The following is a 22813-nucleotide window of genomic DNA, read 5'->3' as shown; positions in this document are numbered from 1 at the left end:
TTTTTAAGGTATACTTTGCCTAATTTAAATGAATAGATTAGGAGCACACATGACTGTAGATGTCACTGAAACCATTTCTCAAACTGTACATCCCGCGTTTCAGTTGATTCGTCAACATCATGTTGAAGCTTTAGACATTTTAGTGTCTGAATATAAACACAAAGTGACTGGCGCGGTGCATTATCACTTAGCCACAAACCATGATGAAAATGTATTTTTAGTTGCCTTCCGTACGCAGCCGATGGATTCAAAAGGTGAGGCGCATATTCTTGAGCATACAGCACTGTGTGGTTCAGAAAAGTTCCCTGTACGTGACCCATTCTTTTTAATGATTCGCCGTTCACTCAATACGTTTATGAATGCGTTTACCGCAGCGGATTGGACGGCTTATCCATTTGCAACACAAAATAAAAAAGATTTCCAAAACTTGTTAGAAGTTTATATGGATGCTGCTTTTGCTGCGAATTTGAACCCGCTTGATTTTGCGCAAGAAGGGATTCGTATTGAGCTAGAAAATGGCGAAGCAGTATATAAAGGCGTGGTATTTAATGAAATGAAAGGTGCCATGAGTTCACCTTCAGATCAGTTGTATCACCAACTTGCCCATCATTTATTCCCAGAAACGACATATCATTACAACTCAGGTGGTGATCCTAAAGACATTCCTGACTTAAGCTATGAAGAGTTGGTCAGTTTCTACAAATCACATTATCACCCAAGTAATGCGGTGTTCATGACTTTTGGTAATGAGCCTGCTTATAACTTACAAGAACAGTTTGAAACGCTTGCTTTGTCAAAATTTGAAAAAGGTCAAACGCTGTATTCAAAACCTGAGCGTCGTTTAACTGCGCCTGTAACTGTAACTGAAACGTATGCAGTTGATGCTGAAGACCTCAAAGACAAAACCTATCATGTGCTTTCTTGGTTATTGCCTGAAGCAAGTAATATTAAATTACGTTTAGGTATGCGTTTGGTTGAGGGGGTATTGCTTGAAGATTCTGCTTCACCATTACGTCATTACTTAGAAACCTGTGGTTATGCACAGTCGACTGGTCCATTTATGGGTGTAGATGATTCAAACTATGAAATGACGTTCTACTGTGCAATTCAAGGTTCTAACCCTGAGCATGCAGAACAATTTAAAAATGGCGTGTTTAAAGTATTAGAAGACGTTGCGGCCAAGCCTGTTGATCCGACTTTAGTTGAGGCGATTTTGCATCAAATTGAATTGCATCAGCGTGAAATCAATGGTGATGGTACACCATATGGCCTAAGCTTAATTCTGAATGGTTTAAGCAGTGCGATTCACCATTCAGACCCTGTGGATGTTTGGGATGTGGATACGGCCATTGAACAAGTGAAGGAAGAGTTGAAAGACCCAATGTGGTTATCTAACTTAATCAAAACATACTTGCTAGATAATCAACATCGTGTGCAATTAACTTTGGTTCCTGATGCTGAAAAAAATGCGTTGGAAGCGGCAGCAGAAAAAGCACGTTTAAAAGAAATTGATGCGAACTTAACTGAAGCGCAAAAAGCAGAGATTATTGCGCAGACTGAAGCACTGAACATTCGTCAAGATACCCCAGATGATTTGAACCTATTGCCTAAAGTAGGTTTAGAAGACGTTCCTGCACAATTACAGATTGTACAAGGTCAATTACGCGAAATTATCAGTAATGGCTTGGATACGCCGTTAAATCTTTACCACGCAGGCACCAATGGTCTTTATTACCAACAAGTTTTGATTCAGATTCCTGATGAAGTGGTGCAATCGCCGTATTTCAATCTTTTATCGATTTTGATGGGTGAAGTTGGTGCAGGTGAATACGACTACTTAGAGCTACAACAGTTGCAAACAGCTGTGAGTGGCGGTTTAGGTATGGGTGCATCGCTGCGTTCAAAAGTGGATGATAAAGGTCAAATTAGTGCTTGGCTAACGTTGACCACTAAATCATTGGTGAATAATCTTGAAGCCATTCGCTTATTGAAATTGGCTTTTGAACAGCTACGTTTTGATGAAAAAAATCGTATCGTAGAGTTATTGCAACAACGTAAAGCACGTTGGCAGTCACGTGTATCTGGTTCTGGTCATAGTTATGCAATGCAAATTGCAGGTCGGCAACATAGTGCATTGGCGCTACGTGATTATCATAATACAGGCCTAGGCGCGCTGAACTGGCTGTCAGAACTTGTCAGCAAAATTGAGCAAGACGACACGGCTTATAATGCCTTGATTGATGAGCTTAAGTTAATTCACAACCGTTTGCTTAAAGCACCAAAACAATTCTTGGTGGTGTGTGAGGAGCATCATTCAGACCGATTGGTTGAAGAAGTTCAAACCATTTGGGATAAAGTGGCGATTGATGATAACCCACATGCTTTAACTCAAGTGAATTTTGCAGATAGCAACAATGACGAAGCTTGGCTCATTCAAGCCAATGTTCAGTTCTGCGCTTCAGCATATCCTGCGGTGGAAGTGTCACATCCAGATGCAGCACCTTTAATGATTTTGGCGGCTTATCTACGTAATGGCTTCTTGCATAGCGCGATTCGTGAAAAAGGTGGTGCTTATGGTGGCGGAGCAAGCTATGACGGCAATGCATGTTCATTCCGTTTCTATAGCTACCGTGACCCACGTTTAGCTGAAACGTTTAAAGATTTTGACGCAAGTGTGCAGTGGCTACTGAATGCTGAACAACAACCTCATCAGCTAGAAGAAGCGATTTTGGGTCTAATTGCCAGCATGGATAAACCGGGGTCACCAGCGGGTGAAGCCATTACAGCTTGTTATGCTTTATTGCATAAACGCACGCCAGCTTTCCGTCAAATGTTACGTGAACGTCTGTTGAATGTGACTTTGGAAGATCTAAAACGTGTTGCTGTGGCGTATTTGGTTGAACAACAACCGACAAAAGCTGTGGTTGCACCGGTGGCTAAGCGAGATGCTTTGGTTGAGCTTGGTTTCGAAATAAAACAAGTGAATTAAAACAAAAAAGGGGTTTTTATGGCGTTCAAATCTCTTGAGCGTACGACATTGCAACTGAGCCTCATTGCGCTCAGTTCAATGTATGTCAGTACTGTAAATGCACAAAATGCGGATGTGGCTGCTAAGCCTGCAACCGCAGAAGCATGTGTGGCACTTGAGTCAAATGCAGAGCGATTATCGTGTTATGACGCTTTGTTTAAAGTGCAACCTGCTGAAAAAGAAATGTTGGTCTCTGAGCGTCAAGCTGCCCAAGAAATCAAACCTGAACCGACAGAGAAGCTAACTTTCAAAGAAAAAGTCAGTCATGCGTTTACGGATCGTTTATTTGCTGTAGAAGCACCGAACCTCAATCCAAATCTTTCATTATTGGATAGTCGTTGGGAACTTTCTCCAGAAAGTAAATTGGGGACGTGGAATATTCGCGGCTATCAACCTGTGTATTTAATGCCGGGATATTGGACTTCGGATAAAAATGAACGTCCATCAAGCCCGAATGAAAACAACACGGTACAAGCCGATCAGGAACAAAACCTGAAATCGATGGAAGCCAAGTTCCAATTGTCATTAAAAACCAAAGCTGTTGAAAACTTATTTGGTGATAATGGTGATATCTGGTTGGGCTATACCCAGTCTTCTCGTTGGCAAGTCTACAACGAAGACGAATCACGACCATTCCGTGAAACCAACTATGAACCTGAAGCTAGTCTGGTTTTTCGTACCAACTATGAACTCTTAGGTTTGAATTGGCGTATGTTGGGTCTAACCTTTAACCATCAGTCTAATGGACGTTCTGATCCCTTATCGCGGAGTTGGAACCGTGTCATGTTAAATCTAGGATTTGAACGTGATAATTTTGCACTGATGTTACGTCCTTGGTATCGTTTCGAAGAAGATACCAAAGATGATAACAACCCAGATATTACCGATTATGTGGGACGTGGGGATTTAACAGCGTTTTATCGTCATAAAGATCATGACTTTAGTTTGATGTTACGTCATTCATTGAAAGGTGGTGATGATTCACATGGTGCGGTGCAGTTCGATTGGACTTTCCCAATCAATGGTAAATTACGCGGCACAGTTCAATTGTTTGATGGCTATGGTGAAAGCCTGATTGACTATAACCATCGGGCAACCTATGTCGGTGTCGGTGTGTCATTAATGAATTGGTTTTAATGATTGCTCAATAATTAATTTACGGACGTAAAAGTAATTTCGCATTTTTAAGATGCTTTTAAGTCTAATCGACGGAGTCTTATATCTAGGGATTGAATAAAGGGATTAGCCTTCGGCTGGAGGTACTTTTGTTTCGGCAAAAGTACCCAAAACCATTGTCATCCGCAAAACTCGCTCTCTAGCGTCTATTTATTTAAAGTATCGCAAAAACATTTTTGATTAGAAGTCATCCTGTCTCAAACACTTGCGGATGACCTTACCGCGTATCGTTCTTTCATTTGAATCAAATTACGCTTCTGATGTTACTATGTAACATCAGTAAATAAAAAAACCATGCTATGGCGTGGTTTTTTTATAACTGTGAGAAAATGTACAAATCAACCAATCTGAATCTCAGAAGGTGGGTGTTTTAAGCGACTCTTCTTCGGTGTGGCAATCAGATAAGCCAGTGTTAAGGGTCCAAGTCGACCTGCGAACATTAATAACATCAGGGCAACTAAACTAGCAGGTTGTAAGTCACTGGTGATGCCACGAGATAGGCCTACTGTACAGGCAGCGGATACCGCTTCGAACAACAAATCTAAAAAGCGTTTATCAGGTTCGAGAAGCAATAGACTGAAAAAGCCAATGAAAATCAACGTTACTGTAATGAAAATCACCGCTAATGCTTTAAAGGTCGTTTTTTCAGAAACAGAGTGGTTAAACACACGCAGTTCATCTTCACGTCTTAAAAAACTGACCACACTGAGTACAACAATAATAAACGTCCCGACTTTGATGCCACCAGCTGTACTGAGAGAACCACCACCAATAAACATCAGTAACATCGTGATCAGTGAAGATGCATCGCTCATGCTTTCCATGGGTAAGCTGTTAAAACCCGAAGAGCGCGGAACAGTTGCATGGAACCAAGCATTTAGGGCTTGGTCACCAAGTGACATCGTAGCTAAGGTAGCAGCATTATTAGCTTCTAATAACCAAATGGTGATGAAGGCAAAGACATTTAAACCCGCAATAGTCGATAAAATCAGCTTGCTATTGGTACTGAGTTTTTTCCAACTTTTATTGCGCTTAATGTCCATCAGTACCAAAAAGCCGATACCCCCAATAATGTAAAGCATACTGATGGTAAACGTAATGAAATAACGGTCAGCAAAGCTCATTAAACTATTGGGAAATAATGAAAATCCACCATTATTAAATGCTGAAACACTATAAAAGGCAGCATAAAACAGGGCCTGGTTAAAATTGTATTCTTGCATCCAAGCGATGGTCAAAATAACCGTTCCCACCATTTCAAAAAATAGCGAATACAGCAGTACGCCTTTGATGGTCATGGTCACTTTGGCAAGGCTGGTTTGTCCAATGGTTTCTTGAGCCATAATCTGTTGTTTTAGCCCAATTTTAGGGGACAAACTCATAGCGGCCAATATCGCAAAGGTCATAAAACCGAGACCACCGCATTGTAGTAAACCCATAATCACGACTTTACCAAACACCGTATAGGCTTCGCCGACATTTACAACTGAAAGTCCTGTAATGGTTACGGCAGAGGTCGCTGTAAAGAGGGCATTGATCCAACTTAAATCGCCATGATGTGAATATGGGAGCTTTAACAGCAAGGTGCCAATGATAATTAGCCCAAGAAAACCCAATGCCAAAATACTGGGTGGGCTAAGATTAATGGTATTACGCTGTTTATTGTGCAGTTTCATGTTTTTCTACTGTCATCTTGCGCGATTGTGTGCAAATAGACACGACGCTGATTACAAAGTTGCTTTAAAGTGTTTAGCCAGTCGACGTAAATGTTCGAGTAAACCTTCAACCACTAAAATATCGCCTGTTTGTAAAATCAGGTTCGGATCTAAACTATATTGAAGCTGGGTGCCACGTTTATGCAAAATCGCCTTCACTTCAGGGACATGACCCATTATTTGATTTAGACGCGTGCCTTGTTGTGATTCTTTAATTTCAACTTTCACCAAATAATGATCATCTTCGAGCACCATGTAGCGACTCACCATCGGATAACTCAGTGACTGGGCAACACGGACGCCCATATCTTCTTCAGGATGGATGATTTTGCTGATGCCTAAATGGGTTAAAATCATGTGATGCGCTTTGGACTTGGCTTTGGCCCAAATTTTGTTGATCCCCATGTTTTTAAGATGGAGCACACATAAGATGCTGGCTTCAATATCTTCACCAATTGCGACTACGACTGCTTCACAATTTTGAATATTGAGTTCTTGTAAAACGTGTTCATCTGTTGCATCAGCAATCACTGCATGGGTTAGTTGGTCCGAAATACTTTCAACAAACTTTTTGTTGCTATCGATTCCAATGACATCGTGTTTTAAACCCATGAGTTCAGTGGCTACAGTTGCGCCAAAACTTCCTAAGCCAATCACAGCGAATTGTGCCATGCCGTATTCCTAAATTATTCTAAAGTTATTGAATATGTTGATGTTAGCTTGTTCAGCCTAGAGCGGCTATGAAAATTTACATAATCCATCTAAACCGAAAAGCTCTAATTTTTAATTTCTTCAGTATTTTGATAGGCATAAAGTTCAGCAATATTGGGGCAATTTTCCATAACTTGTTGGTATTTAAAAATTTCATAGCCTAGTTTATTTTTTAGAATATATTGAAATTGATGTTGATCTTCTTTAATGACATTAAGAGTGGCTTTACGAACAAGCTCGGAATTGTTCTTTAAACGGTTTAAGCCATCGCATGAAAATTCACGGATAATGGTTTGAACAGATTCGGGAGCGGTTTGATCACTTAGCTCATCAAAGCGAATATATACAATGTAATTTGGATATTGATTCAACATTTCAGCCTGCGCGGTATAGCCGTAAATATTTTCTAGATTTTGCGTACGTGACTGATTTGGAATTTGTTTCATACTTTGACGAATCTTATCTTCCTCTTGCTTAAGTTGATAAGCCGGATATACATAAAAATATCCACCTAAACCCACAATGACGATCATAAATAAGGCATAAAAATTCAATTTTAAATATCCATTTTGTTTTATTTTCAATGGATTATAGGGTATGGTTAAATTAACAACAATGACAGCGTTGATGAATTTATTTATTTTGATTCAGGAAATAGTTGATGCAAATAAAAAAGCTGGAACCTAGATCCCAGCTTTCATATAGAAATTTTACTTATTTCAAGAAACGTTGATAACCGAGGTTATTGGTAATCTCAATATATGGATAGGTAATATTTTCCAATGTTTCAATTAAACCATCTGGGTTTTGTTTCGCATCCGTTGCTTCCATACCCACCAATACACGACCTTCAGCAGCACCGTGGTTACGGTAGTGGAATAGGGTGATGTTATGCGTTGGGCCTAGACGTTCTAAGAAAGTCAGTAATGCGCCCGGACGTTCGGGGAATTCCACGCGGAATAGGCGTTCATTTTCGATATCGGCATGACCGCCAATTAAATAACGGATATGGAGTTTAGCCACTTCATCGTCTGAAAGATCGTCTACATCGTATTGGAATTTTAATGTTTCAAAAATTTCCTGACGTTCTTTTTCGCCATTTTTGAGACTGATACCCACAAATACTTGAGCGGCACTTGAGTTGCTTGCGCGGTAGTTAAACTCAGTGATGTTACGGCCTTGTAGCGCGCGGCAGAATTGGAGGAATGAACCTTTTTCTTCTGGAATGGTCACAGCAAAGATCGCTTCTTTGCGTTCACCCAGTTCAGTACGTTCTGCAATGTAGCGCAGACGGTCAAAGTTCATATTGGCGCCGCATACAATCGACACCATATTTTTGCCTTCTAGACCATGCTCTGCAACATACTTCTTGATACCTGCAAGCGCCATTGCACCAGATGGTTCAACAATGCTACGGCATTCATCAAAGGTATCCTTAATGGCTGCACAGATTTCATCGGTATTTACCAGTACAACTTCACGCTCAACAATAGGGCCTGAGTTATCTGATTTTTGTAGCTGAATCACTTCAAATGGTTTTTCACCAATTTGAGCAACTGCTGTACCGTCGGCAAATAAACCTACAGATGGAAGAATGACACGTTCATTAGCTTCAAAGGCTGCTTTTAAACATGCTGATTCGTCATATTCAACAGGAATGACTTTAACATGCGGTGCCACATCACCAAGATAAGCAGCTACACCGGCAATGAGACCGCCACCGCCCACAGCAACAAATACATAGTCTACATCACGCCATTGACGCAAAATTTCGTTGGCAATGGTTCCTTGACCGGCCATAACGAGTTCGTCGTCATAAGGTGGAATAAAGGTCATACCTTCATCTTTTGCACATTGGATTGCGTATTTATTGGCTACGTCAAAAGAATCGCCATGCAGAACCACTTCACCGCCTAAGCGTTTAACCGCTTGTACTTTAATGTCTGGTGTGGTTTTAGGCATAACGATAATGGCGCGAATACCCAACTTTTTACCAGATAACGCCACGCCTTGAGCATGGTTACCTGCAGAAGCAGTAATAACGCCACGTTCCAACTGAGATTTCGGTAATTGACTAATACGGTTGTAGGCACCGCGTAGCTTGAAAGAAAAGACAGGTTGTAAATCTTCGCGTTTAAAGCGAATGTTATTGTTTAGTTTTTCACTAATTCGTGGCGCTGCTTCGAGTGGGGTTTCGATTGCAACGTCATAGACCGTTGCCTGTAATATTTGTCGAACCAAACGAGACAGCATGTTAATTTTCCATCTAACAGTTTAAAATAGGGGTTTATTGTAACAAACCCCTGTACATTTGGGCTGAAAAATCAGCGTCTAATGTCAAAAAATAGTTGAGCCAAGTTATGAGTCTGTATGCAACCCAAGATGAAAAGAAACAAGCTGCCGCAAAAGCTGCGTTAAAGCATTTGCCAAAGGGCGGTATTTTGGGTGTTGGTACAGGAAGTACTGTGAACTTCCTCATCGAATTATTGCCAGAGCTTCAACTCGAAGCTGCTGTTGCGAGTTCTGAAGCAACTGCACAACGTTTGAAAAAATTAGGCATTGAAGTGGTTGATATGAACCACGTTGGCGGTTTAGATGCCTATGTAGATGGCGCTGATGAAATCGACCGTCATATGCACATGATTAAAGGCGGCGGTGCTGCGTTGACTCGTGAAAAAATCGTTGCTTCAATTGCAAAAAAATTCGTATGTATCGTAGATGATTCTAAATGGGTTGATCAGTTAGCACGTGAATTTCCGCTTCCTATAGAAGTGATTCCAATGGCACGTTCTGCTGTGGCACGTAAAATCGTTTCTTTAGGCGGCGACCCTGTATACCGTGAAGGCGTAGTAACAGATAACGGTAATGTAATTTTAGACGTACACAACTTAAATATCCTAAATGCATTGGAACTTGAAAAGACTTTGAATGACATTCCAGGTGTAGTGTGTAACGGTATCTTTGCTCTAAACAAAGCGGATATTGCTGTTGTTGCAACTGATAACGGTATTGAAGAGCGTACTGCGGTTTAATCTATAGAAAATTTAATTGTAAATTGAGTTTCGATTTATATTAAATTTCTAATGGAAGTTCCCTCTCCTTTGAGGAGAGGGTTAGGGAGAGGTCAATTTAAAAGTCCCCTCATCCTAACCTTCTCCCTAAGGGAGAAGGGACTCCTAATATATTTTTGAAAATATTTAAAATTCAATTTTATGCATTATTAATAAGCTTTTAAAAAGAATAAATGACACCAAACCTTCCTGAAATTCAAATCACTCGGAAATTACGTGCCACACGCCTAAGACTCCGTGTAGAACCAACTCAAATCAAATTAACGGTTCCGCAGTTTTGTACTCAGCGCCAAGTTCAAGATTTTTTGAAACAATCAGAACAATGGATGATTGAGACATGGCAAAAGCAGCAAGCAAAAGCTGGGCAAATTGATAAGACACTTCCAACTGAATTAAAGCTATTCAATCTAGAGCAGCCTTTACAGGTTGTGTATCACGCCCAAAAACATTCATTCATCTTAGATGAAGAAAAGCATCAGCTTTTCATTAGTAATCGACAACCTGAGCAATATTTAAAAAGTTTTGTGATTGCATATGCTAAAAAAAATTTACCGATTTATTTAAAGCAACTGAGCAGTGAAATAGGTCTGAGATTTAATCAATGCGCAGTTCGTCAGCCCAAAACACGCTGGGGCAGCTGTTCTGCCAAGCATGACATTATGTTGAATAGTGGGCTGGTGCTTTTTCCGTTGGAAATCACACGATATGTAGCTGTACATGAGTTAGCACATACCAAGCACTTTGATCATAGCCCAAACTTTTGGGCAGAAGTTCAAAAACATGATGTTCATTTCCAACAGCATCGGAAAATTTTAAAAACGACGCCGATGCCGTGGTGGTGGGGTATTTCCTAACATCCAATTAAGATGGGTAATTACATTTAGAAAAATAGCCTAAGTAAATTATTTATTTAAAATATAAACAATCTTAGCCCATTGTTCCAAAACCATCACTATAGCCGTCATAACTTTGCGCCAAAAAATGCAGTTTTCTTTCAATTTCTATTACATTTTCAAAAGATGGAATAATGACTTTAGAACACTCGCAAGTCCAACTCCTATCTTCATCATCTTGATATATCGACGCTTTAAAACCCATATTAAAGACTTCTTGTGAGATTTGAATTGCCGCCCCTTGGTTGGGCAACCAAAGCTGAAAATCAAATAGACGAGGTTGAGTTAAATCAAGTCCCGCATTGGACATTCTATTTAGTGTATTAAGTGTTGAGGCTTCATCAATTTCGTTTTGCATAAAGGGGGGATCTTTTTTGTTATTTGTGATGAAAAATAGCAAATCAATGCAAGAAATCAAGTGATTAAAGACCAGTGGCATATAATTTTAGAAAGAAGTGCTGATGCTTTAAGATGTTAAAAAAACAGTCAAATCCAAGCAAAACAGTTCAGAAAACCGTAACTTCCTGTCATACTACGCAGTCATCAAATGGATACTTTGAATAGAGGTAAAGAGCGTGATTTCAGTAGGTATTGTCGGCGGTACAGGTTACACAGGTGTTGAATTACTGCGTATTTTACTGCGACACCCAAATGCAGAAGTGAAAGTTTTAACTTCGCGTACTGAAAATGGCCGCCGTGTGGATGATATGTTCCCAAGCTTGCGTGCACATACAGACCTTTGCTATTCAGATCTAAATATTGAAGAACTAAAACAATGTGACGTTGTATTCTTTGCGACGCCGCACGGTGTTGCAATGAAACACGCAGAAGAGTTAGTTGCTGCAAATACTAAAGTGATTGACCTTGCTGCTGACTTCCGCTTGCAAGACTTAGCTCAATTTGAGAAATGGTATGGCCTCGACCATGCTTGCCCAGAATTATTAAAAGATTCAGTTTACGGTTTGTCTGAATTAAACCGTGAAAAAATTCAAAAGGCTTCAGTGATTGGTAACCCAGGTTGTTACCCAACAACTGTTCAGCTCGGTTTAGCGCCAGTATTAAAAGCTGAAGGATTAGTGAAACCTGAAAGCATTATTATTGATGCAAAATCAGGTGTGTCTGGTGCAGGTCGTAAAGCCAGCCTGGGTATGATCTATTCTGAAAATGCAGATAACTTTAAAGCTTATGGTGTAGCGGGTCACCGTCATCATCCTGAAATTGTAGAAGCCTTAGAAAATATTTCAGGTCAAAAAGGTGTGTTTAACGAAATTTTATTCGTACCGCATTTAGTACCGATGATTCGTGGCATGCTCAGCACTATCTATATTGATTTGACAGACGCAGGTGCTTCTGCGGATTTACAAAGCATATATGAACAGTTCTATGCCAATGAGCAGTTTGTAGATGTGATGCCTGCAGGTAGCTCACCTGAAACACGTACTGTGCGTGGTGCGAACCAATTACGTATTGCGATTTGCAAACCTCAACCGAAAAAATTAGTGATTTTGGTGGCTCAAGACAACTTGGTGAAAGGTGCAGCAGGTCAAGCCGTACAAAATATGAACTTGATGTTTAGTTTTGCTGAAAATGCAGGACTTCAAGGCATTGGCTTATTACCATAAGAAACGATTTAAAACTTCACACACATTTAAAACTGGATTTTAATGTGTGCCTTGAGTGAATTAAAAATAAGAGATGACGATGTCGAATACAGAATCTAATTTCAAGTCAGAATCTGAAAACAGTGAAAAAACGCCTTTTATGAAGACGAATATGCCACTGGCGATTGGTGCAGTTGTACTTGCATTGAGCAGCGGTTTGCTCGGATATAGTATCGGTCATCGTCAGGGCTTAACTGTGGTCGGTTATGATGCAGATGCAGAGCAACTTGTTGATGTGGTGCAAAAGCAAAAAACTGAATTAGCAGGCCTAAATAAAAGTTTGAATGCGGCAATCCAAGAGCGTGATGTCGCTGTAAGTAATTCAAATGATTTATATTTGGCTGTTAAAAAAGCACGTGATGATCAAGAATTAACTGGTAATTTGAGTGTTTTGTATCGTGAAGTATTGCGCCAACGTGGTGGTATGCCGCTTGCAGTACAACATTTAGCGATTAAACCGTTACCTGAAAATGCGTATGAATACCAACTTGATCTCGTTCAAGTAAGTCCGTCAAAAAGTAATGTATCTGGAAGTGTTGAGCTGCGTCTAATTAAGGGTACAGAAGTACTTGCAGTGCCTTTAGAAGACAAAAACTTTAACTTTAGCGAAAGTGAGCGACTCACTGGACGTTGGACCATGCCAAAAGGCTTTAGTCCAGACTTTATTGAAGTGCGTTTAAGCGGTTCTAAACCCGTTATTCGCCGTTTTAGCTGGTCGAAAGGTCAGCCTGTTGAAAATCAATCTGCCTTCCTTTCAGAAATTCCTCAAACTGAAGCAAGTGCAAACTAAGTGTGAAACCTAAATCCTATGCGAACCAATAAGCGTCAAACGTGTTTATCTGACATTAAAAATTCATTTTACCAATCTGGTTTAGTGGACTGGCATCTAAACCCGACTCTCAGCCAAGGTACGCAGGATGATGGTGATTCAGACATTCAAGTATTGACTGCGCCACCTGAGTTAAAGCGTCCTCCTATGTATGCTGTCGTTTTAATGAACGATGATTACACCCCAATGGACTTTGTAATTGAAATTTTACAACAATACTTTGCTTTGAATCTTGACCAAGCCACTCAAGTAATGCTAACTGTACATTATGAAGGAAAGGGTGTTGCAGGGGTTTATCCGCGAGACATCGCAGAGACTAAAGCAAATCAGGTCAATAATTACGCTCGGTCGCAAAGTCATCCATTACTTTGTCAGATTGAGCCAAAAGATTAATAAGGGGATTACATGCTCAGTCGTCAATTAGAAGTATCACTACGTTTGGCTGTCAGCATGGCTCGTCAAAAGAGACATGAATTTTTGACGGTAGAACATTTATTATTGGCTTTACTGGATAATGATTCCGCTGTTAATGCATTGAAAGCATGTGGCGCAGACATTATTGTGCTTCGCAAAGAACTTGAAGAATACGTAGAACAACATACCCCTAAGCTTGGCGAAAATAGCGATCAAGCGCCACATCCTACAGAAAGTTTTGATCGTATTTTGCAGCGTGCAATTTTCCATGTGCAATCGAGTGGTAATGACCGCACTGTAGAAGGTGCAGACATTTTAGTTGCGATGTATTCAGAGCGTGATTCATTTGCGGTGTATTTACTTAAACGCCATCAAATCAACCGTTTGACATTAACGCAGTATTTGTCTCATGGCACACGTAAAGACGAAGTCCAAGCCGAAGAAGAAATCGAAGAGCTCGATGGTGAAAACACCACGTCTTCAAATTCTGGCCCATTAGAGCTATATACGACCAATCTGAATGTTGAAGCTCAAAAAGGCAAAACAGATCCACTGATTGGTCGTGAAAAAGAGATTGAACGTACAGCTCAAATTCTATGCCGTCGCCGTAAAAATAACCCACTTTTGGTGGGTGATCCGGGTGTAGGTAAAACTTCGATTGCTGAAGGTTTGGCTTGGCTCATTGTAAATGGCAAAGCTCCTAAACCGCTTGAAAATGCAGAAGTATTTAGTTTAGACATTGGTGCTTTAGTTGCAGGAACTAAATACCGTGGTGATTTTGAAAAGCGTTTAAAACAACTGTTAAATGCATTGAAGAAAAAGCCCGAAGCTATTTTATTTATTGATGAAATTCATATGATCATCGGTGCAGGCTCAAGTATGGGCAGCACGATGGATGCATCGAACCTCATCAAACCAGCTTTGGCGAATGGTACTTTACGTTGTATCGGTTCAACGACTTTCCAAGAATACCGTCAAGTTTTTGAAAAAGATCATGCATTATCTCGTCGTTTCCAAAAAATTGATGTCAATGAACCATCTATTTCAGAAACGATTGATATTCTGCGTGGCTTAAAAGGCAAATTTGAAGAATTCCATCATGTGAAATACGAAGATCAAGCGTTGGTTTCTGCGGTTGAACTATCAGCGAAATTTATCAATGATCGTTTCTTACCTGATAAAGCCATTGATGTGATTGATGAAGCTGGTGCGCAGCGTCGTTTAAAAGCTGAGCAAGATGATACAGTCATTTCAGTTGAAAACATTGAAGATATCGTTTCGAAAATTGCGCGTATTCCACCGAAAACTGTCTCTAAAGATGACAAGAGCGTTCTTGAAAATCTTGAGCGTGATCTGAAACGTGTGGTGTTTGGTCAAGATGAAGCGATTGAAGCGCTTGCATCGGCGATTAAATTATCTCGTGCAGGTCTTAAAGCACCAGATAAGCCAGTGGGTAATTTTGTCTTTGCGGGTCCTACAGGTGTGGGTAAAACTGAAGTCACTAAGCAATTGGCAAAATTATTAGGCGTTGAACTTGTACGTTTCGATATGTCGGAATACATGGAACGTCATGCCGTATCTCGTTTAATTGGTGCGCCTCCGGGTTATGTAGGTTTTGATCAAGGTGGTTTGTTGACCGACGCGATTCATAAAAATCCGCATTGCGTACTTTTACTAGACGAAATTGAGAAAGCGCATCCAGATGTCTTTAATTTGTTATTACAAATTATGGATCATGGTTCATTAACGGATAACAATGGTCGTAAGTCTGACTTCCGTAACGTCGTGTTAGTGCTGACTACCAATATTGGTGCAGAATCAATTTCACGTGTGAGCATTGGTTTCATGGATCAAGATAACAGTAATGATAACCAAGACGCGATGAAAAAAGCCTTCTCTCCGGAGTTCCGTAACCGCTTAGATGGTGTTATTCAATTTAAAGCATTGCCAACAACTGTCATTGAAAGTGTGGTTGATAAGTTTTTAACAGAGCTTCAGGCACAGTTAGATGACAAAAAAGTGGTTCTTGAGGTTGACCAAGATGCACGCGAATGGATGGCAGAGCAAGGATACGATCGCTTGATGGGCGCTCGTCCAATGCAGCGTTTAATTCAAGAGCATTTGAAGAAACCGCTTGCTGAAATGATTTTGTTTGGCGAGCTTGCGGAACATGGCGGTAATGTTGGTGTTTCAGTGAAGAAAGAAAATGGCAAAGCTGTGGGCTTAAAACTCGAAGTGTTTGAAGACCAAACCGCTGAACCTGCTTAAGTAATTTAATTAACGAAAAACCCGTGCTTGCACGGGTTTTTTATATTTATTCGACGCTAGATTTGGGTTTCTCAATGATGGACATACCATTAACAAAAGTGCTGACCACATTTGGTTTATTTGCACTGACAGCATTGATGGAAATTTTAGGCTGTTACTTCCCATATTTGATTTTAAATCAGAAAAAATCGCAGTGGTTATGGATTCCAACAGCGCTTGCATTGGCTGCATTTGTTTGGTTATTGACGTTGCATCCAGCAGCTTCGGGTCGTATCTATGCAGCCTATGGCGGAATCTACATTTTCTCTGCATTGCTGTGGTTGCGTTTTGTCGATCACGTAGTTCTAACACGTTGGGATATGCTAGGTGGCGTCATTGTGTTGGTGGGCGCAGCTGTGATTGTATTACAGCCTCAAGGTTTAATTCGTTAAGTTAAACAATGCAAAAGTTAAACCAAGAGCTGTAAGAAATTAGATATTTATTTAAATTTGCACTCTGTATTTTTAATGATAATTTCGTATTGATTGCTACCCGAGCTTAGATCCATTTCAATTTTATATGGATTAACACGTTGAAATTGATGCTCGAATAGTAATTCACAGTTTTGGAGTGAATTATGCTTGATGAGTTGCTTCACCTTATGTTCACCGACTGATTGTTCAAATTGCGCAAAATCAGGGGTGGTGATAATACCATCAATTTCAATCTTATCCGCTTCAATTTCCATTTTTTCCATCAACATATTCTGATCAACTTGATAGGGAAGAGTGCGTGAATCTTCATCACTAATGGCAGCCAGTATTTCGTTTAAACCTGTTTTATTTTTAATTTTAAAATTGCTATCTAAAATCTGATTTTTCACCAAGTATTGATCTAATTCACTTGGTTCACCAGCAAAGCTAAAAGTAGATAAGCTCAATCCAAGAGCCAATAAGCAAATATTTCTTAAACGCATAATCTTAATCACTTATAAAAGTTATGGTTTTATTAAAGCATGCAAAAACAAAAAAAGCACCCGAAGGTGCTTTTTTATCTAAGTAAAACCTTAGTCTTTTTTAAGATTTTCGTTAATTAAGAATTCAACAAGTGCTTTTTGTGCATGTAAGCGATTTTCAGCTTCATCCCAAACCACAGCATTTTTGTGGTCAAGCATATTTTCAGAAATTTCTTCGCCACGATGCGCAGGTAAGCAGTGCATAAATAGGCAGTCAGCGTGAGCAAGATCCATCAGGCGTTCATTCACTTGATAATCAGCAAACGCTTTTTCACGAATTTTTTGCTCTTCTTCTTGGCCCATACTTGCCCAAACATCTGTAACGATTAAATCTGCATTAACTGCAGCATCTTCGGCAGAATCAACAAGTTCCACACAGTGTGCAAATTCAGATAAAAATTCTGCTTTAGGTTCATAGCCCTTAGGTGCAGCGATTTTTAATTTAAAGCCCCACATATGAGCCGCTTCAATATATGAGTTACACATATTGTTGCCATCACCAATCCAAGCAACCGTTTTACCTTCAATAGAACCACGGTGTTCAACAAATGTTTGAACATCGGCAAGTAATTGGCAAGGGTGGTGATCATCTGTTAATGCATTGATGACAGGAACTTTTGAATAAGAAGCAAAACGTTCAACAATGTCATGACCAAAAGTACGAATCATCACAATATCAAGCATGCTTGAAATCACACGTGCAGAATCTTCTACTGGCTCGCCACGACCTAATTGAGAGTCGCGAGATGAAAGGAAAATTGCGCTACCACCAAATTGGCTCATTCCTGCTTCAAACGATACACGTGTACGGGTGCTCGATTTCTCAAAAATCATGCCCATGACTTTACCAACGAAAGGTTGGAAAACTTCATTGTTATGCTGTTTGCGCTTGAGTTCGATACCGCGCTGTACAATTTGGTTAAGTTCTAAAGTCGATAAATCGCGTAAAGTTAGAAAGTGACGTAGAGCCATTGTTACTCCACAATAATTGCTGAATCAAAGAACAAAACAACAATTAGTTGTTGGTTGGTTAGAGAAAAAGGAATCGATTAATATACTATAAGAGAGGTAAATTGCAAAAAATCTAGCGCTTTTGGTGACCGTCTAGGAAACGATCGACGCAATAACTGATGTAATTGATTGTTTCTTGATCATTTTCATCAATGCTGATGCCCATGAGAACGCGCCATTCTAAATTACGCAGAATCCCAAAATAAAACTGAGCCGAAAACAGCGGGTTTTCACAATACAGCAAACCGTGTTGATGTGCTTGATATAAAATTTCGGCAACGGTGTTCTGAATTTGTTTCGGACCTTGCTCATGAATATAACGTGCTATTTCAGGATTACGTCCTGTTTGTTCTAAGACTAACCGCATAAATGCCGCATTTTCAGGCATCACGATATGCTGATGAAAGTCACTTAAAGTATTGATGAGATAAGCACGAATATCGGTGTCAGGGCTCACCGTAAATGGTAGGCAAATATCTTTGAAAAATAAGCAGCGACGATAGTCACAAATGGCCTTAAATAATCCGTCTTTATTACCAAAATATTTATAGATTGACGCTTTTGAACCACCTGCATGATTCACGATGTCATCTAATGAAACTGCATCAAAACCACGTTTTAAAAAAAGCTCCGTAGCACTTTCTAAAAGCGCAACACATCGTTCATGTCCGCGCCTCGTTTGTGGCTGGTCATGCGTTAGAGGTTCAATGTGTATTAAATCTTGCATAAAGTGATAATTTTTAACAAAAAAAGAGCTGATTTGACGATAATTATAGCAAAAAAATTAGTACTTTTCTGCTTTGCTTATAAATCAGAGATCTTTGACTAAAGAATAACAACAGATAGGTGACAAGTGAAATATTTGACTAAAGTTTTAGAGTTAATATTCTACAAAGCCATAGAGTTGGAAAAAAATATGGATATACTCAAACTTCGAAAATTAAAGTAAATGCCGTGGAAAGGAATATGACACAACAAACGTCTGCAGGCTTAAGATTTAGACAAGCATTGGAAGTAGAAAAACCATTACAAATCATTGGCACAGTAAATGCCTATGCAGCAATGATGGCAAAAGAAGTTGGCTATAAAGCCATATATTTATCTGGTGCAGGTGTTGCGAACTATTCTTATGGTTTACCTGACTTAGGCATGACCAGTTTAGACAATGTTTTGGAAGATGTTCGTCGTATTACTGAACGTGTAGATACGCCATTACTTGTCGATATCGATACAGGTTGGGGCGGTGCATTTAATATTGCCCGCAGTGTGAAGCAAATGATTGCAGCAGGTGCAGCAGCGGTTCATATTGAAGACCAAGTCGCACAAAAGCGTTGTGGTCACCGTCCGAACAAAGAAATCGTGTCACAACAAGAAATGGTTGACCGTATTAAAGCGGCTGTTGATGCAAAAACCGATTCAAACTTTGTGGTGATGGCGCGTACAGATGCATTACAAAAAGAAGGTTTGCAAGCAGTGATCGACCGTGCATGTGCCTGTGTAGAAGCAGGTGCAGATGCGATCTTTGCTGAAGCAATGACTGATATTACCATGTACAAAACTGTCTGCGATGCTGTTGGTGTCCCTGTACTGGCAAACATTACAGAGTTTGGTGATACCCCTTACTACACCAAAGAAGAACTAGGCGAGCAGGGTATTGCAATGGTGCTTTACCCATTATCACCAACACGTGCAATGCAAAAAGCGGCACTCGAAGTAATGCATGCGATCCGCAATGACGGTACACAAGTCAATGTACTGGATAAAATGCAACAACGAAAAGAACTCTATCAATTCCTCGATTATCACACTTTTGAAAACACCTTAGATAAATTGTTCACTGAAGGAAAATAAAAAATGGCTGAAGGAAAAGTACTCACGGGCGCAGGACTGCGCGGACAAGTAGCGGGTAAAACTGCACTTTCAACTGTAGGCAAAAGTGGTGCGGGCTTAACCTATCGTGGTTATGACGTTCAAGACTTGGCAGAAAACTGTCAGTTTGAAGAAGTCGCGTACCTGATTTTCTTTGGTGAATTGCCAACAACAGAACAACTAGCAGCATACAAAGCCAAACTCAAATCATTGCGTCAATTGCCGCAAGCATTGAAAGAAGTATTAGAACGTATTCCTGCTGACTCACACCCAATGGATGTGATGCGTACAGGCGTTTCAATGTTAGGTAACCTTGAAACTGAAAAATCATTCGATGAACAACAAGATGTTGCAGATCGTATTTTGGCAACGCTTCCTGCGATCATTTGCTACTGGTACCGTTTCAGCCATGATGGTGTACGTGTAGAAGAAAACACCGATGATGATTCAATCGGCGCTCAATTCCTACATTTACTGCGTGGCGAAAAACCAAATGAATTGCACGAGCAAGTGATGAACGTATCACTGATTTTGTATGCAGAGCATGAGTTTAACGCATCTACATTCACAGCGCGTGTATGTGCATCAACATTGTCAGATATGCATTCATGCATCACAGGTGCAATTGGTTCACTACGTGGCCCATTACATGGCGGTGCGAACGAAGCTGCGATGGAAATGATTGAAAACTGGACGTCTCCAGAAGAAGCTGAACGTGAAATGCTCGGCAAACTTGAGCGTAAAGAAAAGATCATGGGCTTTGGTCATGCGATCTATAAAGACAATGATCCACGTAATGGCATCATCAAAATTTGGTCTGAACGCCTAGCAAAAGACGTCGGTGATACTGTGCTTTATCCAGTATCAGTACGCTGTGAAGAAGTGATGTGGCGCGAGAAGAAATTGTTCTGTAATGCAGACTTCTTCCATGCATCTGCATACCATTTCATGGATATTGCAACCAAATTATTCACGCCAATCTTTGTGATGAGCCGTGTAACAGGTTGGGCAGCGCATGTGATGGAACAACGTGCGGACAACCGTATTATTCGCCCAAGCGCGGACTATACAGGCCCTGAACTGCGTAAAGTGGTGCCGATTGCAGAGCGTTCTGCGGCATAATTTTAAAGTGAAATAAAAAAGCCTCAAAAGAGGCTTTTTTATTATTTGTTAATTGAGTTAACAATCTATTTGGTTAATAAAACAGGATCTTCGACGCTATATCCCGTTTCAAATGGAATCCCTAGATATTTAACAGTCACTAAATAAAAAGGCTTTTGCACTACACGATAAGTTTTAGAGATTTTTAAACCTTCTTTATACGTCTCAGCCTTTTGTATGGCGCTTTTATACTGCGAATTTTTAATACGATATTGATAGGTCCATTTATCAATGGTTTCATTCGGGTCATACCAAGATTTTGCAGTGCCATTCATGGTCGTTAATAACTGTATTCGGGCATTATTGTTATTTACTGGTGTTAGTTTGGCTAAACGCTTTTTAATTTTCGCGATTTCTTTATCAAACTGGGCACTGTCTTGGTCGTAATCAATCCGTTTTGTCTTAGGATTAATATATAAAGACTTCACTGTAATTAATTGCGTCGGCTTTTGGCTATTTAATTGATAATAATATAATTGTGGTAAACGACCACGACCATCTTCAAAATGACGCATTAAATAGATTTTTTGGTCTTTTTTATCAAAACCTAAAACCTCAATGGTTTGAGGGCCGCCTACCGTCGCGAAAGCAGAGCAGGACAGTAGGGTGCTAATTGCGAATGCATTGAAATGACGTAGCTGCATTTTCTTGTCCTGATAAGTAAATTCCTCAATACAGTATGCGATGCAAAATGATATTTAAATATGAAGATTATGTATGTTTTATTCTGCATTTAAGATGTCTAATACACTGTGAGCAACATTTTCAGTTAACTGATCTAGGCGTTCTAAAGCCGTACCTAAAATAAAATAATGATAATTATAGATACGACGGTCATGTAAGATTGAAATATAAAATGTACCTTCGGGTTTTTCTACGGTTGCACTGCCACCAGGTTTGAGTAATCCAGTGCAGGCCACCACAAAGTCTGCATGTAAAAATAGTTGTTGTCCTTGCTCAGCCATCGCTTGAGTCACTTCTGCGGATTCGGCCGTAAATTTTTCTATTAGTAGAGGATCTACTTTTAAAATTTCACGCTTGATTGATGGATCATAGCTCACTAGTCCACCTAATAAGATATCTGCACCACTATTCTTATAAATTGAAAATTGACTACATAAATAACCAGAGCTTGCACTCTCGATAAACGCGATAGTCATGGATTTTTGTTCTAAAGCATCGCAACACTGTTTAAGCATGTGCTTACCCCAAAGTAGAATGGTGAATGATCATTAGTATTCTTAAAATTTTAGCATTGATTTCGCTCGCCTGTAATTTCACTAAAAGTCTAAGTTGGTACTGTGTGTTGTGGAATTCACGAAAATAGCGTGATTGTTTAGAAGCTGTACGAAAATATGAAATAAAGGTTTCTTCGGAAGGAAAACGATGTTAAAACTTAAAATAAAGAGCGTAACAAAAGTAGGTTTATTTCAATGAAAACGACTGTTAAATATGTAGTATTAAAAAGCCTAGACTATCAATTGGGCACGCCACTTTTTCAAGAAGAATTAGACGCAGATAGCCTGTATTTTGATCAAATTCCGGCTGTAATTCAGTATCAAAATCATCAATTCAAAGTGAAAAGCAAAGAGTTAAAGCGTGTTTATTTGGCGGAAGAAAATGAAGACATGCAAACCATTATTGTGAAAGTACTTGCCGTTTAATTTCGATCAATTTGTAGTATTAATAATACAGTTCTCATTGAGTTGGGAACTGTATTTTTGTATTTGCCTGATTCAAACTTTAGATAAGTCTAGATTCAAAAGGGATATGTATTTTTTAATGATCACTTGATCCATAGCTCTAGCTATTCGACCAACGGCTATTTAATCCCCGAGATATTATTGAGTATAATTTATTTGTTTTTTCATGGGGGAAGAAATAATAGATCTCTTTCATAAATCAAAAAACGATCTTCTTTTTGGTTAATATTTGCACTCCGGATTTCTTAGCATTCGTGCATAATCTGCGGATGAAATACATCGATTCAAACAAGCTTTCTGATCCTCAGT

At 39.7% G+C, this 22813-nt stretch carries 22 protein-coding genes; 12 read left to right on the top strand and 10 right to left on the bottom strand.

The window, feature by feature from the left end; translation table 11 throughout:
- Positions 1-49 precede the first annotated feature (49 nt).
- Together FTU65_RS08095 and FTU65_RS08090 are read left to right on the top strand one after the other, a co-directional pair.
- On the top strand, positions 50-2989 hold the full coding sequence (locus FTU65_RS08095; RefSeq protein WP_180065506.1) for an insulinase family protein: 2940 nt from the start codon (positions 50-52) through the stop codon (positions 2987-2989).
- An 18-nt stretch (positions 2990-3007) separates the two neighbouring features.
- The gene (locus FTU65_RS08090; protein WP_180022830.1) at positions 3008-4165 is read left to right on the top strand and encodes a phospholipase A; all 1158 of its coding nucleotides are present in this window, start codon (positions 3008-3010) and stop codon (positions 4163-4165) included.
- 377 nt (positions 4166-4542) lie between these two features.
- On the opposite strand, the gene FTU65_RS08085 is transcribed toward FTU65_RS08090, so the two are convergent.
- The 4 genes from FTU65_RS08085 to ilvA all read right to left on the bottom strand — a co-directional run bounded on the left by FTU65_RS08085 (position 4543) and on the right by ilvA (position 8883).
- Entirely contained in the window at positions 4543-5880 is a 1338-nt protein-coding gene (locus FTU65_RS08085) for a TrkH family potassium uptake protein (RefSeq protein WP_078188650.1), read from the bottom strand.
- Between the two features lie 51 nt (positions 5881-5931).
- A complete protein-coding gene (locus tag FTU65_RS08080; RefSeq protein ID WP_180065508.1) occupies positions 5932-6591 on the bottom strand; it encodes a TrkA family potassium uptake protein in 660 nt (219 codons plus the stop codon).
- Between the two features lie 104 nt (positions 6592-6695).
- Entirely contained in the window at positions 6696-7184 is a 489-nt protein-coding gene (locus tag FTU65_RS08075; protein ID WP_180065510.1) for a hypothetical protein, read from the bottom strand.
- A 160-nt stretch (positions 7185-7344) separates the two neighbouring features.
- Positions 7345-8883, bottom strand: coding sequence for a threonine ammonia-lyase, biosynthetic (ilvA, locus tag FTU65_RS08070; protein ID WP_180065512.1), 1539 nt, complete (start codon positions 8881-8883; stop codon positions 7345-7347).
- A 107-nt stretch (positions 8884-8990) separates the two neighbouring features.
- Here ilvA and rpiA point away from each other — a divergent pair, with 107 nt between their 5' ends.
- Positions 8991-9662: a ribose-5-phosphate isomerase RpiA gene (gene rpiA / locus FTU65_RS08065; RefSeq protein WP_180064128.1), complete on the top strand. Its 672-nt coding sequence runs from the start codon at positions 8991-8993 to the stop codon at positions 9660-9662.
- Positions 9663-9874: 212 nt separating this feature from the next.
- Positions 9875-10555, top strand: coding sequence for a SprT family zinc-dependent metalloprotease (locus tag FTU65_RS08060; protein ID WP_180065514.1), 681 nt, complete (start codon positions 9875-9877; stop codon positions 10553-10555).
- A gap of 73 nt (positions 10556-10628) precedes the next feature.
- On the opposite strand, the gene FTU65_RS08055 is transcribed toward FTU65_RS08060, so the two are convergent.
- Positions 10629-10952, bottom strand: a complete 324-nt coding sequence (locus FTU65_RS08055; RefSeq protein ID WP_078188644.1) for a ribonuclease E inhibitor RraB — start codon at positions 10950-10952, stop codon at positions 10629-10631.
- 217 nt (positions 10953-11169) lie between these two features.
- Between FTU65_RS08055 and argC the strand changes: the two genes are divergently transcribed.
- The 5 genes from argC to FTU65_RS08030 all read left to right on the top strand — a co-directional run bounded on the left by argC (position 11170) and on the right by FTU65_RS08030 (position 16197).
- Positions 11170-12216 (top strand): N-acetyl-gamma-glutamyl-phosphate reductase, encoded by a 1047-nt coding sequence (gene argC, locus FTU65_RS08050; RefSeq protein WP_180007810.1) that lies wholly within the window; start codon positions 11170-11172, stop codon positions 12214-12216.
- A 79-nt stretch (positions 12217-12295) separates the two neighbouring features.
- Positions 12296-13045: a hypothetical protein gene (locus FTU65_RS08045; protein ID WP_180054369.1), complete on the top strand. Its 750-nt coding sequence runs from the start codon at positions 12296-12298 to the stop codon at positions 13043-13045.
- A gap of 18 nt (positions 13046-13063) precedes the next feature.
- Positions 13064-13477 (top strand): ATP-dependent Clp protease adapter ClpS, encoded by a 414-nt coding sequence (gene clpS / locus FTU65_RS08040; RefSeq protein WP_078188641.1) that lies wholly within the window; start codon positions 13064-13066, stop codon positions 13475-13477.
- Positions 13478-13489: 12 nt separating this feature from the next.
- Positions 13490-15766, top strand: a complete 2277-nt coding sequence (gene clpA / locus FTU65_RS08035) for an ATP-dependent Clp protease ATP-binding subunit ClpA (protein ID WP_180005564.1) — start codon at positions 13490-13492, stop codon at positions 15764-15766.
- Between the two features lie 77 nt (positions 15767-15843).
- Positions 15844-16197, top strand: a complete 354-nt coding sequence (locus FTU65_RS08030) for a YnfA family protein (protein ID WP_180005569.1) — start codon at positions 15844-15846, stop codon at positions 16195-16197.
- A 47-nt stretch (positions 16198-16244) separates the two neighbouring features.
- Here FTU65_RS08030 and FTU65_RS08025 read toward each other — a convergent pair whose 3' ends face one another.
- The 3 genes from FTU65_RS08025 to FTU65_RS08015 all read right to left on the bottom strand — a co-directional run bounded on the left by FTU65_RS08025 (position 16245) and on the right by FTU65_RS08015 (position 18498).
- Positions 16245-16721: a hypothetical protein gene (locus FTU65_RS08025; RefSeq protein WP_180005563.1), complete on the bottom strand. Its 477-nt coding sequence runs from the start codon at positions 16719-16721 to the stop codon at positions 16245-16247.
- Between the two features lie 90 nt (positions 16722-16811).
- A complete protein-coding gene (gene argF / locus FTU65_RS08020) occupies positions 16812-17732 on the bottom strand; it encodes an ornithine carbamoyltransferase (RefSeq protein WP_078193464.1) in 921 nt (306 codons plus the stop codon).
- A 112-nt stretch (positions 17733-17844) separates the two neighbouring features.
- Positions 17845-18498 (bottom strand): TetR/AcrR family transcriptional regulator, encoded by a 654-nt coding sequence (locus tag FTU65_RS08015; RefSeq protein ID WP_180005562.1) that lies wholly within the window; start codon positions 18496-18498, stop codon positions 17845-17847.
- A gap of 239 nt (positions 18499-18737) precedes the next feature.
- Here FTU65_RS08015 and prpB point away from each other — a divergent pair, with 239 nt between their 5' ends.
- Together prpB and prpC are read left to right on the top strand one after the other, a co-directional pair.
- Positions 18738-19622 (top strand): methylisocitrate lyase, encoded by an 885-nt coding sequence (prpB, locus tag FTU65_RS08010; RefSeq protein ID WP_180005561.1) that lies wholly within the window; start codon positions 18738-18740, stop codon positions 19620-19622.
- 3 nt (positions 19623-19625) lie between these two features.
- Positions 19626-20762, top strand: a complete 1137-nt coding sequence (gene prpC, locus FTU65_RS08005) for a 2-methylcitrate synthase (protein WP_180005560.1) — start codon at positions 19626-19628, stop codon at positions 20760-20762.
- A gap of 65 nt (positions 20763-20827) precedes the next feature.
- Here the strand turns inward: prpC and FTU65_RS08000 are convergent, their stop codons facing one another.
- On the bottom strand, positions 20828-21445 hold the full coding sequence (locus tag FTU65_RS08000; RefSeq protein WP_180005559.1) for an aminotransferase: 618 nt from the start codon (positions 21443-21445) through the stop codon (positions 20828-20830).
- Positions 21446-21523: 78 nt separating this feature from the next.
- Complete coding sequence (locus FTU65_RS07995) at positions 21524-22000, bottom strand: CinA family protein (protein WP_180005558.1); 477 nt, start codon at positions 21998-22000, stop codon at positions 21524-21526.
- A 234-nt stretch (positions 22001-22234) separates the two neighbouring features.
- Here FTU65_RS07995 and FTU65_RS07990 point away from each other — a divergent pair, with 234 nt between their 5' ends.
- Complete coding sequence (locus tag FTU65_RS07990) at positions 22235-22465, top strand: hypothetical protein (RefSeq protein ID WP_078190858.1); 231 nt, start codon at positions 22235-22237, stop codon at positions 22463-22465.
- Positions 22466-22813 lie beyond the last annotated feature (348 nt).

Origin of the sequence: Acinetobacter sp. YH12129 (assembly GCF_013418685.1) — a bacterium.
Lineage (GTDB): Bacteria > Pseudomonadota > Gammaproteobacteria > Pseudomonadales > Moraxellaceae > Acinetobacter > Acinetobacter amyesii.
Note: the sequence above shows the minus strand (reverse complement) of the source record. Positions and strands in the feature narration are given on the sequence as shown.